The sequence below is a fragment of the Pseudomonas sp. CGJS7 genome (assembly GCF_036961695.1).
This window is the reverse complement of record NZ_JBAMDI010000099.1, coordinates 11,531-28,479: the sequence shown is the minus strand read 5'-3', so window position 1 is coordinate 28,479 and position 16,949 is coordinate 11,531. Positions and strand designations below refer to the sequence as shown.

Below are 16,949 nucleotides of genomic sequence, written 5' to 3'. Positions count from 1 at the left end.
CCGGACGCGTCGGATTTCGGCGCGTCCGCCGCAGCCCTTACAATCGACCTTTACCGCGCGGCCGTGCCGCGCCCTGATTGGAACACCGCATGAGCATCAAGTCCGACCGCTGGATCCGCCGCATGTCCGAGCAACCCGGCGGCATGATCGAGCCGTTCGAAGCCGGCCAGGTCAAGCACGCCGCCGACGGCCAGCGCATCGTCAGCTACGGCACCTCCAGCTACGGCTACGACGTGCGTTGCTCGCGCGAGTTCAAGGTGTTCACCAACATCAACTCGACCATCGTCGACCCGAAGCATTTCGATCCGGGCAGCTTCGTCGACATCGAGAACGACGTGTGCATCATCCCGCCGAACTCGTTCGCGCTGGCGCGCACGGTCGAGTACTTCCGGATCCCGCGCGACGTGCTGGTGGTGTGCCTGGGCAAGAGCACCTACGCGCGCTGCGGCATCATCGTCAACGTGACCCCGCTGGAACCGGAGTGGGAAGGCCACGTGACCCTGGAATTCAGCAACACCACGCCGCTGCCGGCGCGCATCTACGCCAACGAAGGCGTGGCGCAGATGCTGTTCTTCCAGTCCGACGAGGTTTGCGAGACCTCTTATAAGGACCGCGGCGGCAAGTATCAGGGGCAGACCGGGGTTACCTTGCCGCGGACCTGATCGGCGGCTGGCCGGGCGTTGCTCGGTCTCGGGCCGATCTTCGGCCCGGTGCGGGGCCGGTCTGGGGACTTCAGCGCGATCCCTCCGGGGCGTCGTTCCCGCGAAGGCGGGCTCCGCTTTACTTCGGCGCAGCCGAACATCCAGAGCCAAGAGCCTTCAGCGTCATCCTTCCAGGCCGTCATTCCCGCGAAGGCGGGAATCCAGCGACTTCAAGCGTTCTCGCACGAAAGGCTCTGGATTCCCGCGTTCGCGGGAATGACGGTAGGTGGGGGGCGCTGTATTTGAGTTTCGTGTCTGGCATCCGGCATCCGGCATCCGGCATCCGGCATCCCGAATCCCGAATCCCGAATCCCGAATCCCGAATCCCGAATCCCGAATCCCGAATCCCGAATCCCGAATCCGGGCCGCCACCGCGCGCAACCAACCCGCCCAGCCACCGATCGGATGCGAATCGGCACGATCCGATGCGTCAGTTGGCGCTCGCGCCTGCTATCTTCGCCGGGTAAATCCAAGGCGCCGCGGTTGGGGAACCACGGACGCCCTATCAACCAGCAAGGAGTAGACGAATGGACCCGCAGAACCCTTACCAAAGCCCGCAGTCGCCGGTAAACGTTGCCGATACCGGCGATCAGGAGCTGGCCGAGCGCGGCATCCGCCTGGTGGCGGCGATCATCGACGGCGTGATCATGATGGTGTTGCTGTTGCCGCTGATGTTCATCGGCGGCTATTTCGCCGCGGTCACCGAAGCCGCCCAGTCGGGCGTGCAGCCCTACGGCCTGCAGATCCTGTGGGGCTTGGGCGGCCTGGTGTTGTTCTTCCTGGTCCAGTACCTGCCGCTGAGCCAGACCGGCCAGACCTGGGGCAAGAAGGTCATGAAGATCAAGATCGTCGACCTCGACGGCAACAAGCCCAGCCTGGCCACGCTGATGGGCAAGCGCTACCTGTTCCAGAACGGCATCGGCATCATTCCGTGCCTGGGCGCGGTGGTGTCGCTGGTCGACATCCTGATGATCTTCCGCGAAGACCGTCGCTGCCTGCACGATCAGATCGCCGGTACCCGCGTGGTGGTTGCGCGGTAACAGCCGGGGTTAGGGATTGGGGGTTGGGGAACTGGGGATTCGTATAGAGCGGATCGACTGGATTCCAATCCCGCAAAAACGAACGCGCCGATGCCTCAGGCATCGGCGCGTTTTTTTTCGGCGGAGATTGGCGATGCGGGATTCGGCATCCGAAACAGACTCAGCGCCGCTAACCAAGCCGCGCACCTTCCGGACCGTCATTCCGGCGAAAGCCGGAATCCATTTTGACTTCGCTCTTACGGCTTCTGATACGTAACAAAGAACCCCTGCAAATCCCCGTTCTCGATATACGGCTCCACGCTCACCACGTCATACCCGCGAGTGGTGAAGGCCTGATGCGCACGGCTGAGCGCATTGGCCGCGCCCTGATTGCGGAAGCCCCAGGTGGCGTCGACCCACAAGGTCACCGCGCGCAGGTTCTTGGCGACCGCTTCCTGCGCCACTTGGTCGGGGTTCTTGTCGAACAGGCCGGCGTACGCGGGCGCGGCGGCGAAGGACGCGGCGGCAAGCAAGGCAGCGAGCAGGATGCGGTGCATGGGAAGGCTCCATCGGGCGGCCGTGGCCGCGGTGATCGTCAGTGTTCGGCGCCGCCGGCGATGCGCCGGTCGGTCGGGGTCGCCAGCGCGGTGCGTATCGCCAGCCGCAGGGCCTGGACCACGGTTTCGGTGGCCAGACCGGCTGCGCCGGGATACCGCTGCGCTTGCGCGGGAGAATACGGAATGTGGATGAAGCCGCCTCGAACGCCGGCGCGGCCGGGTTCGCTCAAGGCGTGCATCAGCCCGTAGTAGACGTGGTTGCACACGTAGGTGCCGGCGGTCTGCGAGATCTCGGCGGGGATGCCGGCGGCGCGGATCGCCGCGAGCATGGCCTTGATCGGCAGCGTGCCGAAGTACGCCGCCGGGCCGTCGGCAAGGATCGGCGTGTCGATCGGTTGCGCGCCCAGGTTGTCGGCGATGCGCGCGTCGTCGATGTTGATCGCCACCCGCTCGATCGACAACTGCGCGCGTCCGCCGGCCTGGGCCACGCACAGCACCATCCGCGGCCGCAGCGCGTCCAGGTGCTCGCGCAACACACTCACCGATTGGCCGAACGCGACCGGCAAGCGGCGCGCGGCGATGCGATAGCCGTCGCCCGCGGCGTCGATCACGACCCCGTCGAGCAAGCGCACCGCGTCCCAACTGGCGTTCTCGCTGTCGCCGCCGAACGGTTCGAACCCGGTCAACAGCACGCAGCCTTGCGTTTGCCGCTGCGCGCTCAACGGAACGCGATCCAGTACATCAGCAACACATTGCAGATCAGCAGGAACGCCCCGGTCGGCCATTGCGCGCGGATCACCCCGTAAGGGTCCTTGAGTTCCAGCAGCGCGGCCGGGACCAGGTTGTAATTGGCCGCCATCGGCGTCATCAACGAGCCGCAATAGCCCGAGAGCATGCCGATCGCCGCCAGCGAGGCGACGTCGGCGCCGTGGTGCTGGATCAGCAGCGGCAGCGCGATGCCGCCGGTCATCACCGGGAATGCGGCGAAGGCGTTGCCCATGATCGCGGCGAACAAGGCCATCCCCAGCGCATAGGCCAGCACCACCACGAAGGCGTTGTCGACCGGAATCAGCGAACGCACCACCCCGGCCACGGCCTGGCCGACGCCGCCGGCCTCGAACACGCTGCCCAGCGCGGCCAGCAGCAGCGGCAGCAGCGCCGCCCAGCCGACCGAATCGACCAGCCGGCGCGATTGCTCCACGCCGCTCCACGGCGTTTGCCGGGTCAGTCGGCAGGCGGCGAACAACGCGACCACGCAGGCCAGGGTCAGCGCGATCAAGGTCACGTTGGCGGTCTGCAGCAGCGGCGTGCCGCCGATGCTGACGTATTTCAGGCCGAGCGCGCCGACCAGCGTGACCGCCGGAATCAGCAGCGCCGGCCAGAACAGGCTATTGCCCAGGCGCCGGGCTTCGGCCTGTTTTTCCTCGTGGCCGGTTTCCGCGTAGCCGCCCTTGCCGAGCCCGCCGAAACCGGCCAGCACCGCCAGCAGCACCACGCAGGCGCCGACGACTTTGTTCGGCAGATGCTCGGCCAGGAACATCAACGCGGCGATCAAGCCCCAGAACAAGGCGGTGGTGTAGCGGCGCGGATTGGCCTTGTCGCCGACGCCGCGCCAGGCCAGCGCGGCGAAGTAGGCACCCATCAACCAGTAAACGAAGGTCAGGGTAATCATGGCGACGGCGCCTGATCGGCGGCGGCTTTCTCGCGTCGTGCCTGTTCGATCCGCCGCGCCAACTGGCGCTCGAACCGCAGCACCCGCAGCACGTGGATGACGAAGGCGCAGATCGCGGTGGGAATGCCCCACAGCGCGATCTGCAGCGGATCGAGCTTGTAGCCGTGTTCGGCGAAGAAGCTCTGGATCAGCAGCACCGCGCCGAAGGCGATGAAGATGTCTTCGCCGAAGAACAGGCCGACGTTGTCGGTGCCGGCGGCCATCGCGCGGATGCGCTGGCGTTCGTCCTCGCTCAGCTCGCCGTGCGCGGTTTGCGCCGCGCCCTCGGCCATCGGCGCCAGCAGCGGCCGCACCGTTTGCGGGTGGCCGCCCAGGCTGGTCAGGCCGAGCGCGGAGGCCAGTTGGCGCATGAACAAATACGCGATCAGCAAGCGGCCCATGGTCGCGCCACGCAATCGCGCGACCCAGTGCTGCGCGTGTTCTTTCAGCCCGTGGCGTTCGAGCAGGCCGATCACCGGCAGGGTCAGCAGGAACAGCAGCAGGAAGCGCTTGTCGGTAAAGGCCTTGCCCAGCACTTCCAGCACGTCCAGCGGCGAGAGCTGGGCGGCCAGTCCGGTGATGAAGCCGGCGGCGACCACCACCAGCGCCGGATTGAGCCGCAATACGAAGCCGAGCACGACCGCGGCGACGCCGATCAAGGGCCAATAATTCATGCCGCGTCCTGGTAGCGAAGAAAGAAGGTGAGGGGCGAGCGCGAACGCGCGCGGGTCACAGCGCGGCTACCTGGATTCCGTCGGCTTCCAGGGCCTGGCGCACCGCGCGGGCGAACTGCGGCGCATCGCTGCGATCGCCGTGCAGGCACAGGGTGTCGGCGCGCAAACCGATGCGGCCGCCTCCGGCGACTTCGACTTCGCCGTGCAGGACCAGATCGCGCACCTGGCGGATCGAGTCTTGCAGCGATTCGATCACCGCGCCGGCTTGCCCGCGCGGCAGCAGCCGGCCGTTGGCCGCGTAGCCGCGTTCGGCGAACACCTCGTGCGCGGCGCGCAGGCCGGCCTGTTCGGCCGCGTCGGTGAGTTGCGATTGGGCCAGGCCGTAGACGATCAGGTTCGGATCGAACGCGGCGACCGCGCCGACGATGGCTTCGGCGACGATGCGATCGTCGGCGGCCAGGTTGTACAGCGCGCCGTGCGGCTTGACGTGAGTCAGCCGCACGCCTTCGTCGTTGCCGATCGCGGCCAGCCGCGCCAGTTGCCCGAGCATCAGCATGCCGATTTCGTCGCGGCTCAGCGGCAAGGTGCGGCGGCCGAAATGCTCGGGATCGTCGTAGCCCGGGTGCGCGCCCGCGGCGACGCCGTGCCGGCGGCATAGGCGCAGGGTCGCGCGCATCGTCGCGTCGTCGCCGGCATGGCCGCCGCAGGCGATGTTGGCCGAGCTGACGTAGGGCAGGATCGCGGCGTCGTCGCCGCAGCCTTCGCCGAGATCGCAGTTGAAGTCGATGCGTCCGGACATGGCGGGCGCGGCGCTAGTTGCGCTTGAACAGCAGGCCCAGGCCGACTGCGATCAGGATCGCCGGCCAGTAGGTCACCAGCACTTTGGTCAGGCTGAGGTTGGTGAAGCCCAGGTTGTTGAGCAGGAACAAGGTGCCGATGACGATCAGGATCAGGGCGCCGACAACATGGGATTTCATTCGCGGGTTTCTCTTGGTTGGAGCGGATTGGCGTTGGCCCGCGCCGAATCGGCGGGGGGCGGGGTCGAGTCTAGTGGGCTGGCTGGATTTGCCCAATAGAGCGGCGCGGGCCGGGGGGGTTGGCCGTGGCCGCCGATCCAGCGGCCGGGCGGGACGCCGGCGTGCACCGGGAATATGCATGAATGCGCCATTTTTCGGTGTTTTCAACAGAAACCATCTGGATTGCGGGGCCCGGCGAGGCATTTTTCGAGTGTGACATCCGTCAATGAATCGACACGTCGTCGCGAAAAAGCGTGGGCGACAGTAGGGATCGCGTGAGCGTGGCCGTCTGTATAGCCGAACGCCCGTCGGATGCTCGGCAACGGCAGGGCGCAGACACACCGAAGTTTTTTCAAGGACGACCCTCATGAACGGTCCGCTGCACCGCAACGCTTCGCTTGTCGCGCGTAATTCCGGCGACGTCTCTCCGGCCACGGACCTCAGCCACGACAGGCCCATCGCACGCGCCGGCACCAGTGCATCCAGCCACCGCGCCACCGCCCCGGCGACCGCGCTGGTGGTGGTGCTGGCCGCCTTGGCCGCGCCGCCCAGCCGCGGCCAGATCGTCGGCGCGCCCGACGCGCCGGCCGGTCAGCGGCCGGTGATACTGACCACGCCCAACGGCCTGCCGCTGGTGAACATCCAGACGCCGTCGGCGGCCGGGGTCAGCCGCAACGTCTACCAGCAATTCAATGTCGGCCCCGAGGGCGCGGTCCTCAACAACAGCCGGACCAACGCGCAAACCCAATTGGGCGGCTGGGTGCAGGGCAATCCGAATCTGGCCGGCGGCTCGGCGCGGATCATTCTCAACGAGGTCAACGGCGGCAATCCCAGCCAACTGCGCGGCTACCTGGAAGTCGGCGGCCAGCGCGCCGAAGTGGTGATCGCCAACCCGGCCGGTATTTCGGTCGACGGCGGCGGCTTCATCAACGCCAGCCGCGCCACCTTGACCACCGGCACGCCGCAGATGAATTCGCTCGGCGGCCTGGACGGGTTTCTGGTCCGCGGCGGCACCATCGCCATCGACGGCAAGGGCCTGGATCTGAGCCGCACCGATTACGCGGCGATTCTGGCGCGCGCGGTGCAAGCCAACGCCGGCATCTGGGCGAGCGAGCTGAAGGTGGTGACCGGCGCCAATCAGGTTTCCGCCGATCACAGCCGCATCGATGCGGCCGCCGGCGCCGGCAACGCTCCGACCTATGCGCTCGACGTCGCCGCGCTCGGCGGCATGTACGCCGGCAAGATCGTACTGATCGGCACCGAAGCCGGCCTGGGCGTGCGCAACGCCGGCACCGTGCAGGCGGCCGCGAGCAACGTCGCCGGCGCGCCGCTGGCCAGCGCCGGGCAGTTGGTGGTCACCAGCGCCGGACGCCTGGAAAATCTAGGAACTCTGCAGGGCACGGCCGATGCGAACCTGAGCGCGGCCACGCTGAGCAACAGCGGGCGGGTGTCGAGCGGCGGCAATCTTAAGATCGCCACCCAAGGCGACCTGAGCAACGCGGCCGCGGGCAAGGGCGGCACGCTGGAAGGCTCGCGCCTGGAATTGGCCAGCGCCGCCGGCGATCTGGACAACCGCGGCGGCACCTTGCGCCAGACCAGCAGCGCCGCGCTGGTGTTGAACGCGCCGAAGCTGAGCAACAAGGGCGGCACGATCGGGCTGGAACCGATCGCTTCGACGCCGGGCACCGGTCCGGGCAATCCGGGCGGCGGCAATCCTGGCAATCCCGGTAATCCAGGTAACCCCGGCACTCCGGGCGGCGGTACGCCCGGTGGCGAGACCGGCGGCGTTATCCCGCCGCCTTATGTTCCGCCATCGCCGGGCGCGATCGCCGCTGCGGGCGCGGTGCGCAACGACGGCGGGCGGATTTACGCCGGCGGCGACATCGATGCGCGCAGCGCCGATATCGACAACAGCGGCGGCACGCTCAGCCTGGCCAGCCTCACCGTCAACCAGCCGCGCTTCGACAACCACGGCGGCACCCTCAACATCAGCCGCGCGTTCAACGCCAACGTCGAACGCTTCGACAACAGCGGCGGCAAGCTCAATGCCGGCAGCCTGAACATTTTCGCCAGCGGCGATTTCTTCAACGTCGGCGGCCAGCTCACCAGCGCCGGCGATGCCAGCCTCAGCGTCGGCGGCAACGCCGACAACACCCGCGGCAGCGTTTCCGCAGTCGGCGCGCTGACCGCCAACGTCGCCGGCCACGCCATCAACGACACCGGCAACCTGGTCGCCAATCGCGGCGTGAGCTTGAACGCCGCGTCGCTGGACAACAGCAAGGGCAGCATCCAGTCGGCCCAAGCCGGCACCCAATTGAACGTGACCGGGGCGCTGAACAACGCGCAGGGCCAGATCGGCGCCAACACCGACCTCAGCGTCCGCGCCGGCGGCCTGGCCAACAGCGGCAGCTTGCGCGGCGGCAACGACGTCACCCTCGCGGTCGGCGGCGCGTTGAGCAACGACGGCGGCATCACCGCCGGCCGCAACCTGACCGTCGCCGCCGCCAGCGTGCAGGGCGGCAAGAGCGGCGTGCTGGGCGCGGGCGTGCAGAACGACGGCAAACTCGCCGGCGCGGGCGCGCTGCAGGTCACCGCCAGCGGCGCGCTGGTCGCGCAAGGCACCACTCTGGCGGCCGGCGACGCCAGCTTGCAGGGTGGCAGTGTCGATGTGTCGAACAGCCAGACCAGCGCGGCCAACATCGCGCTGACCGCGACCCAGGGCGACATCGCCACCCGCAAGGCCACCGTCGCCACCGCCGGTAGCTTGCGCGTCGCGACCACGGGCAACGCCGCTCAGACGCTGAGCAACGAAGGCGGCAAGCTCAACGCCAATCGACTCGATATCCAGGTCGGCAACCTCGGCAACGGCCAGGGCGGCGAGATCGTCCAGACCGGCACCGGCGCCAGCACGCTGCTGGCGCGCGGCACCCTCGACAACAGCGGCGGCCGCATCGCCAGCAACGGCGCGGACCTGACCCTGCAAGCGGCGAGGATCGGCAACAACGGCGGCAAGATCGAGCATGCCGGCAGCGGGGCGTTGAAGATCGCCGGCGGCGACTACAACGGCGGCAACGGCCGGATCGTCAGCAACGGCGGCTTGAACGTCGCCCTGTCGGGCGGCTTCAACCAGGACGGCGGCGCCGCCAACGCCAAGCGCATCGCGATCGAAGCCGCCTCGTTGAGCAATCGCGGCGGTCAAATCGTCCAGACCGACAAGGACGCCACCCGCATCGCCATCGCCGGCAGCGCCGACAACAGCGGCGGCACCATCGCCAGCAACGGCGACACCACGCTGAGCGCCGGCAGCCTGATCAACCAGAACGGCATCTTGCGCGCGGCCGATGGCTCCAAGCTCGATCTCGCGGTCGTGGGCGCGGTCGACAACAGCGCGAAAGGCGAGATCGGCGCGGGCGGCAATCTGCGCCTGAACGCCGGCAGCCTCAACAACGACGCCGGCCGCCTCACTTCGGTCGGCGATCTGAACGCGCAGATCGGCGGCGCCGCCAGCAACCGCGCCGGCACCATCGCCGCCAATGGCAATGCCGCACTCAACGCGGCCAGCCTGGACAACCGCGGCGGCACCGTCGCGGCGGTCGCAGGCGCGCTCGATGTCGTCACCAGCGGCGCGACCAACAACGCGGGCGGAACTCTGCAGGCTGGCGGCGCGACGCGTTTGCGCAACGGCGGCCTCGACAACGCCGACGGAAAGATCTTCGGCGACAGCATCGCCATCGACTCGGGCGTCGCCGCGTTGGAGAACGCGCGCGGCACCATCGCCGGCGTCAAGACCGTCGAGCTCAAGTCCGGAGCGCTGAACAACAGCGCCGGCTTGATCCAGTCCGGCACCGCGATGTCGATCGACACCCGCGGCCAGCGCCTGGTCAACGACAACGCGGCCGGCCACGCCACCAAGCAGGGCGGCATCAGCAGCGGCGGGACGTTGGCGCTGAACGCTGGCGCGGTGAGCAACGCCGCCGGCTACATCGGCGCGAAGGAAGCCTTGACCGCGAATACTCAGGGTTTCGCCAACACCGGCGGCGGCCTGGTTCTGGGCCAATCGACGGTCGCGATCAATACCCAAGGCGCCGGCTTCGACAATCGCAACGGGCAACTGCTGGCCAAGAGCGATCTCACCCTCAACGCCGGCAGCGTCGACAACAGCGATGCGCTGATCCGCTCGCTAGGCACCGCCACGGTCAATGCCGGCATTATCGTCAACGCCAACACCAACCGGGCCGAGCGCGGTATCGAGGGCAAGAACGTCAACCTCGGCGTCGGCAATCTGGACAACAGCAACGGCGCGGTCCGCGCGGACCTGATCGCCAAGATCGTCAGCGCCGGCACCGTCAACAACAGCAACGGCCTGATCTCGGCCGGCGACACGGTCGCCGTCGTCGACCCAAACGCGGCCAATCCCGGCGCCAAGACGCTGAACCTGATCAACACCGGCGGCACGCTGGTGGCCGACAAGCTGTTGAACATCGACGCGGCGCGCTACAGCGGCGACGGACGCGCGCTGTCGGGCAAGGATCTGAGCATTGCCTTGACTCAGGACATCGTCAATAACGGCGAGGTCGCGGCCAACGGCAATCTGAGTTACGTCACCACCGGCAACTTCACCAACAACGGCAAGCTCGCTGCGGGTCAGAGGTTGACCGTCGGCGGCAGCACGGTCGAGAACACCGCAAACGGCGACATCGCCGGCGCCGTTACCGTGGTCAACGCCGGCACGCTGAACAACCGCGGCGTTATCGATGGGCGCAATACGCAGATCAATGCGGGCACGCTCAACAACATCGGTACCGGACGCATCTACGGCGATGTCATCTCCATCGCGGCCGGCACGGTCAATAACGATGCCGAGACGATCGGCGGCATCACCAAGTCTGGGACGATCGCCGCGCGAAGCGCTCTGGATATCGGCGCCGGCGTGGTCAACAATCGCGAGCATTCGCTGATTTTCAGCGGCGGCAATTTGTTCATCGGCGGTGGGTTGGATGCCAATCGCAAGGCGACCGGGCACGGCGCTGCGCTCAACAACCTGAGCGCGCAGATCGAGTCCTTGGACAATCTGCTCATCGCCATGGCCGAGGTCAACAATCGCGACGTGCACATCAGAAAGGGCACGCCGACGGTAACTCCCAGCGTTCTGGTCGGTGTCGCGCCCATCACCTACGTCGGAAGCGGGGTGGGGCGGACCACCATGTACAGTTTGGATGAGGTCGTGCTCGATCCCATCAACGGCTCGGTCTATCTCAAGAGCACGAATGAGCTCGTAGGCATTGGCGGCTATGCCGTCTGGACCAACCAGCTGACGACCACCGAAGACACGGCCACCGATGTCGATCCGTCCCGGATCGTCGCGGGCGGCGATATGAAGGTGATCGGACGTCTGTTCAATCAGGATAGCCAAGTGCTGGCGGGCGGCTCGATCGAGGCGACTTCCTATGTGTCCGAGCAACTGCAGGGCACGAGAAAAGTCACCGGCTTGGCGGTGGCGGTCGACCACACCGGCCAATCCCAGACTCCGGTGCCGATCCCGATCGATATGCCGCCGCAAACCGTCCTGCTGGGCGCGTACAAATACGAAGGCAATATCAACGCCACCAAAGGCTACAACGCTGGCGTCGCGCCCGTAGGCGGCACGACCGGCAGTGCCGGCGGCGTGGGTGGTGTGAATGGCGGCAACGGTCCCGCCACCATAGTGGAAGTGCCGGCCAATGTAGGCGCGGTCGTCCGCGCTACCGGCGATAACGTCGGCGCGGCCGGTGGTGCGGCGGGCTCCGGCGGTGCAGGCGAGAGTCAGGACGTGCCCATGGTCGTGCGTACCAGCACGCCCGGCGCCACCGTTCCCAGCGCCAGTCTGTTCGGCCTGCGCCCGGATGCGGGCAGCCGCTATCTGGTCGAAACCGATCCGCGCTTCGCCAATTATCGTCAGTGGGCCAGCAGCGATTACCTGCTCAACAGCCTGGGCTTGAATCCGAACAATCTGCTCAAGCGATTGGGTGATGGGTTCTACGAGCAGAAGCTGATTCGCGAGCAGATCGCGCAGCTCACGGGCTATCGCTTCCTCGAAGGCTTCGACAGCGATGAGAAGCAGTACACCTCGTTGATGAGCGCGGGCGCCACGTTCGCCAAACAATATGGCCTTACGCCTGGCATAGCGCTCAGCGCCGCGCAGATGGCGCAGCTGACCAGCGATATCGTCTGGCTGGTCGAGCAGACCGTCGCGCTGCCGGGCGGCGGGACTCAGCGTGTGCTGGTGCCGCAGGTGTATGTGCGGGTTCGTCCTGGAGACATCGACGGCTCGGGAGCGCTGCTGAGCGCGGATGCCGCCTACATCGACAGCGCAGGCGATGTCACCAATACCGGCACCATCGCCGGTCGCTCGCTCGTGTCGATCAATGCCGAGAACTTCAATAATCTCGGCGGACGCGTCGTCGGCGGCGGCATCGGCATCAATGCTCGCAACGACCTGAACAATATCGGCGGAAGCATCGTGGCGCGGGACGCCGCGGTGCTGACCGCGGGACGCGATATCAACATACAGACGACGACGCAGACTGCCGGAAGCAGCACGGCGGTCGATCGCGTAGCCAGTGTCTATGTGAGCAACCCAGGCGGCGCGTTGGTCGCTTCCGCCGGTCGCGATACCAATCTCATCGCATCCGCTCTGGTCAGCGCCGGCGGTGTGTCGGTGGGGGCTGGACGCAACGTCAACCTGAGCACGGTGAGCGAAGGCCATACCATCGCGGTCGCGAACGGTAAGGTCGCGGGTATTTCTTCCGAGAGCCGAGAGGTGGGCGCAGTCATCCAGGGGCAGGGGGATGTGCGTCTGGCCGCCGGCAACGACGTCAACATCCGCGCCGGAGCGGTGGCCAGCGTGGATGGCACGTTGGCGGTTTCGGCCAAGAACGACATCAATGTCACGGCCGGCCAAGCGACGACCAGCGTTTCGACCGCGACGCAGAGCTCTTCCAAGAGCTTGTTCAAGAAAACCAGCTCCAGCACCTTCGACAGCACCACCACGACCGAAGTGCTTTCCAGCAGTTTGAGCGGCAAGAACGTAGCGCTCGTGGCCGGCAACGACATCAACCTCCAGGCTGCTCAGCTCCTCTCCGAGGACGCGATGAGCCTGTCGGCGGGACGCGACGTCAACCTCACCACCGCCAATCGAACTACCCAGGAACTGCACGCCAGCCAGACGCGTACCAGCAGCACGGCTCTGTCCAGGGCCTGGGCGGTCGCCTCCGACGCTGGCGGCCCGATAGGTGGTTACGGTAATCGCAAGAGCTCGGGCAACAGCACCAGCGCCAATCTCAGTACTCAAGCGGTGGGATCCAACTTGTCGGCGGGCAGCCTCACCATCGCCAGCGGTCGCGACACGACATTGCAGGCGGCCACAGTGGTGGCCGACGGCAACATCACCATGGCGGCCGGGCGCAACCTCACTATCGAGAGCGCGCAGAACACCGAGCTGAACATGGACTCCTCGGCCAGCAGCAAGAGCGGCTTCATTGGCTCTTGGCAGCAACCTGGCCTGGGCAATGTCAGAGGCTTCGGTGCGAACGCCGTCGTCAGCACCACCCAGCAAGCTAGCCAAGTCGCCAGTCTCACGGGTGATGTGACTTTGGTGGCCGGAAACGAATACCGCCAGACGGCGAGCAGTGTGATGGCCGCGGGCCAGGGCGGGATAGCGCAGGGCGGAAACGTCAACATCCTCGCCAAGAACGTCACCATCAACGAGGCCTACAACACCGAACAAGCGGTCGGCATACAGCGTAGTTCCAGCAGCCAGTTGGGCGGCAACGCCAGCGTGGGTGCGCTTGGGATGAGCGTCAGCGCCAACGATTTGCAACGAGGCGGCAGCGGAACCCTGGGGCAGCTTCGCAACTCCCTGTCGGCGATGAGCGAGACCAGCAGCAATCGCGCGCGAGGCCTCGCGGCCCTGAACATGGCGATGACCGGCAAGCAGATATACGACGGCGTCAGCAACCTCGCCAGCGGCGCCAATGCCTCTCCGCTGACTTATGGCGTGAGCGTGAGTCTGAGCCGGAACAACGCGCAAAGCACCACCTTCAGCAACAGCACCACCGCGGTGGGTTCCAGCGTCATGGGAGCCAACAACGTCAACATAGTCGCCAGCGGCGGTGGCGCCAATTCCAACATCCACACCGTGGGTTCGACCATCGCCGCGGGCAATACCGTCAACTTGGCGGCGGACAACGACATCATCCTGGAGGCCAGTCGCAGCACCACGGTCAGTGCGGGTCGAAGCTCCAGCAACGGCGCAAGCGTGGGCGTGACCCTCGGCGGCGGAGCGCAGAACGGTCTCAGCATCCAGTTGGGCGTGCAGGGCAGCCAAGGCCGCGACAATCAAAACAGCATCACCTACAACCCGACGGTAGTCTCGGGCGGCACCGGCGTGAACATCACCAGCGGGCGCAACCTGACCCTGAACGGTGCTGTCGTCGAGGGCAAGCGCGTCACCGCCGATGTGGGAGGTGATTTGAACATCACCACCTTGCAGGACGTGAGCGTGGGCGAAAGCCGCCAATCCAGCAGCGGCTTCGGTTTGAGCATTTGCGTTCCGCCCATCTGCGGTGGCGCCATCGTGCTGCCATCGGCCAACGCTGCCGGCGCTTCGGCCAATGGCTTCTACGTCAGCCCCGGCACTCAAGCCGGCATCCGCGCCGGCGACGGCGGCTTCAACGTCAACGTGCGAGGCAACACCAACCTCGTAGGCGCGGTGATCGAAAGCACCCAGGCGGCTATCGACAACAATCGCAATGTCTTCCGCACGGGCGGAACGTTGACGATGACGGATCTGCAAAACGTCAACCGCTCCAATGGCGAGGCGTACTCGGTCGGAGCCAGCGTGCCGCTAGGCTATGGCACCAGGCCGACCGTGGGAACCGAGACCACACCTGGACAGGAAGCAGGCTGGTACCTGACCCCGCCCAAGGACGCGAACGGCAACAGTGTGGCCAGCACTCGTCCTGCCGGTGGTGCTGGCGTGGGCAGCTACGATCGCAGCCAGACAAGCGTGACCGCGAGCGGGATCTCGGGAATCGCCGGCAGTACGGGCGTCAGAACAGGCGACGTCAGCAGCGCGGGTACTTTGATCAAGGACTGGAACACGCAGGCCATCATCAAGGACGTGCAGACACAGGCTCAGATTACTCAGCAGTTCGGGCAGAACGCGACGAGTACCTGGGCAACTGTCGCCAATACACGGTTGCAGGAGGCAAAGGACAGGGGCGATCAGGAGGCCGTGGGGTGCTGGTCCGCGGATGGGCTCTGCCGTGCCGCGGGTCATGCCGTCATCGGAGGGTTGACGGGAGGCGCTTCGGGTGCCGCCGGTGCCGTGCTCAGCACTCAGGTCGCTCCGACGATCGATCGGGTGGTCGGCGGCCTGAATCTGGACGAGACGACGCGCAACGTTCTGGTCGCGAGCTTGACCACAGCTGTGGGTGGCGCCGTTGCCGGTACATCGGGCGCTGTCGGGTCCTTCAACGAGGTCACCAATAACTTCTTGACCGGCCGCCAGGAGATCCAAAAGCGAAAAGAACTCGCCGAGTGTGAGGCCAAAGGCAATTGCAAGGCGATCGCCGATAAATGGAATCGCCTGGACTTGGATCAGCAGGGAATGCTGGATGGGTTCAACAAAGCTCATAGGGCGATGCTGGAAAACCCCACCAAGGAGAATGTGGAGGCCTTCGCGGCGGTCAAGAAGGAATGGGCCGGGATGTACGAGAAATTCCAGGCCGAGGGCGATCTCGGTGGAATGAAGCTCGTCAAGAACAGCTATTACATGGCGAACATCAACTATCAGCTCGCGTGCGCGCGGATATCTGATTGTGAGGTTCCCAGCGTCAGCGAGCTGAAGACGTCGTCGGCGATGAATCTCGACATCGCCATGGCCTCGGAAGGAGCTGCCGGGGCTGTGGTCGGGGCGGTAAAGCGTTGGCTTCGCGTGCGGGGCAGTGAGCCGGAGCCGCCGCCGCAGAGCACGAATCCAGCTCAACCAGTCACGCAGGGCGAAAAGGCCCAAAGAGTGGTCCAGGCTGTTACCGGCAAGCTCACTGCGGACGACGTCAAGTCCATCGAGTTCGCGAACAAGGCGGTGAATGTGGCCGACGCTTCAAGGCTCGCGGGCGATGCCGATCTGGTCAACATCGCCAAGTCTTTGGGGGTGCTCGCTGGGGACCGCAAGACGATCAATATCTCCAGAGTCACCCTGGAGGATGGGACAAGCGTCTTGGTCGGAGGACAAAGCGGCAGCACGCAATTGTCGCCCGCCGTCAGGCAAAGAATGATCGAGGAGGGAATCGTCCCTCTCGAAAAAGGATTCCCTTTGTTCCATGGCGAAGGCAATACGGTGACATTGGTGACAAGCGCGATTCAACGCGAGTTGCCTGGCGCGAAAATCGCCTCGATTGTGCTTGCTCCAAGCAAGCCAATCTGCCTGAACTGCGCCAATAACAGCACTATTTTTCAAACTTCGTCGGGTATAACCATATCGACTGCGCCAGGAGTGCAATTTACGGGCAAGCCCTCTAAGCTGGGGAGTGGCCAAGACCGATGGGGAAGTTATCGTGAGTAGCAGTGCTTTCAACTGGAAGGAGACAGGCCTTCTGTTCGAGAGAATCGAGCCGCTTGGAATGGCTGGTCAGCGCATTGTTGCCGCCTTTTGCGCGCATGCGAGCGGCAGGTTCATAGAATTCTGTCTTCAGGATTGCGAGTACCCAGAAGTGCCGAACCTGCGCAAGCCTCTGGATCTGTTCGTGTGGAAAAACCTGGACCAGCCCGTGATATCGATGCCGCTCGGTTTCGAGGAGCTGCAGGAAGAGATGGACGATCTATGGGAAGGCATAGACGTCCATATGAGAAATTCCAGGAATCAGGTGTTCGGCGGCGCCGAGTTCGGTGAGGCGTTTCCCGTCTATGCCGCGTCGGTCCGTTTCTTTTATGGCGACGGTTCGCTGGAAGCGTTGTGCCGAAGCATCGAGAATTTTGCTTGGGCCAAGCTCGAGGTCTTGTACAAATTCGCTATTGGAAGAAAGACCTGGATCAAGGCGGAGATGAAGCTTCCGGTGATGACTCAGGTCGTTGCGGATCTGGACTGGATCATCAGTCGCATCGAATCGATAGATTCAAAAGAGTCTTGGGATGCATGTGTCCGCGACGTTCGAGACTACGCGGATATCTGCGATTCGTTTTCGGTGCGAAAGGTCTATTACGAGCCCGCATAGGGTAGTGATGAAGCGA

General features: G+C 65.5%; 10 protein-coding genes. 4 read left to right on the top strand and 6 right to left on the bottom strand.

All coding sequences use genetic code 11. The annotated features are described in order from the left end of the window. Window positions 1-89: 89 nt before the first annotated feature. Together dcd and V7787_RS38525 are read left to right on the top strand one after the other, a co-directional pair. Window positions 90-662: a dCTP deaminase gene (dcd, locus tag V7787_RS38530; protein WP_036115729.1), complete on the top strand. Its 573-nt coding sequence runs from the start codon at window positions 90-92 to the stop codon at window positions 660-662. A gap of 566 nt (window positions 663-1,228) precedes the next feature. Continuing rightward, window positions 1,229-1,741 (top strand): RDD family protein, encoded by a 513-nt coding sequence (locus tag V7787_RS38525; protein ID WP_336092812.1) that lies wholly within the window; start codon window positions 1,229-1,231, stop codon window positions 1,739-1,741. Window positions 1,742-1,977: 236 nt separating this feature from the next. On the opposite strand, the gene V7787_RS38520 is transcribed toward V7787_RS38525, so the two are convergent. Genes V7787_RS38520 through V7787_RS38495 form a run of 6 tightly spaced genes read right to left on the bottom strand, consistent with a single transcriptional unit; the run spans window position 1,978 to window position 5,639 of the window. Continuing rightward, window positions 1,978-2,277 carry a hypothetical protein gene (locus V7787_RS38520; RefSeq protein ID WP_336092810.1) on the bottom strand — a complete coding sequence of 100 codons (300 nt, stop codon included), beginning with the start codon at window positions 2,275-2,277 and terminating at the stop codon, window positions 1,978-1,980. Between the two features lie 38 nt (window positions 2,278-2,315). Beyond that, window positions 2,316-2,999 carry a pyroglutamyl-peptidase I gene (pcp, locus tag V7787_RS38515; RefSeq protein ID WP_336092809.1) on the bottom strand — a complete coding sequence of 228 codons (684 nt, stop codon included), beginning with the start codon at window positions 2,997-2,999 and terminating at the stop codon, window positions 2,316-2,318. Next, window positions 2,996-3,949 carry a DUF979 domain-containing protein gene (locus V7787_RS38510; RefSeq protein WP_336092808.1) on the bottom strand — a complete coding sequence of 318 codons (954 nt, stop codon included), beginning with the start codon at window positions 3,947-3,949 and terminating at the stop codon, window positions 2,996-2,998. Before V7787_RS38510 ends, pcp begins: the two co-directional genes overlap by 4 nt. After that, window positions 3,946-4,662, bottom strand: coding sequence for a DUF969 domain-containing protein (locus tag V7787_RS38505; RefSeq protein ID WP_336092807.1), 717 nt, complete (start codon window positions 4,660-4,662; stop codon window positions 3,946-3,948). The genes V7787_RS38510 and V7787_RS38505 overlap by 4 nt, the downstream gene beginning before the upstream one ends. A 55-nt stretch (window positions 4,663-4,717) precedes the next feature. Then, window positions 4,718-5,461 (bottom strand): LamB/YcsF family protein, encoded by a 744-nt coding sequence (locus tag V7787_RS38500; RefSeq protein ID WP_336092806.1) that lies wholly within the window; start codon window positions 5,459-5,461, stop codon window positions 4,718-4,720. A 13-nt stretch (window positions 5,462-5,474) separates the two neighbouring features. Next, window positions 5,475-5,639 carry a LiaI-LiaF-like domain-containing protein gene (locus V7787_RS38495; protein ID WP_215057316.1) on the bottom strand — a complete coding sequence of 55 codons (165 nt, stop codon included), beginning with the start codon at window positions 5,637-5,639 and terminating at the stop codon, window positions 5,475-5,477. Between the two features lie 406 nt (window positions 5,640-6,045). Here V7787_RS38495 and V7787_RS38490 point away from each other — a divergent pair, with 406 nt between their 5' ends. Together V7787_RS38490 and V7787_RS38485 are read left to right on the top strand one after the other, a co-directional pair. Further along, the gene (locus V7787_RS38490) at window positions 6,046-16,284 is read left to right on the top strand and encodes a two-partner secretion domain-containing protein (RefSeq protein ID WP_336092805.1); all 10,239 of its coding nucleotides are present in this window, start codon (window positions 6,046-6,048) and stop codon (window positions 16,282-16,284) included. Then, window positions 16,277-16,933, top strand: coding sequence for a hypothetical protein (locus tag V7787_RS38485; RefSeq protein ID WP_336092803.1), 657 nt, complete (start codon window positions 16,277-16,279; stop codon window positions 16,931-16,933). Before V7787_RS38490 ends, V7787_RS38485 begins: the two co-directional genes overlap by 8 nt. The last annotated feature ends 16 nt before the right edge of the window (window positions 16,934-16,949 follow it).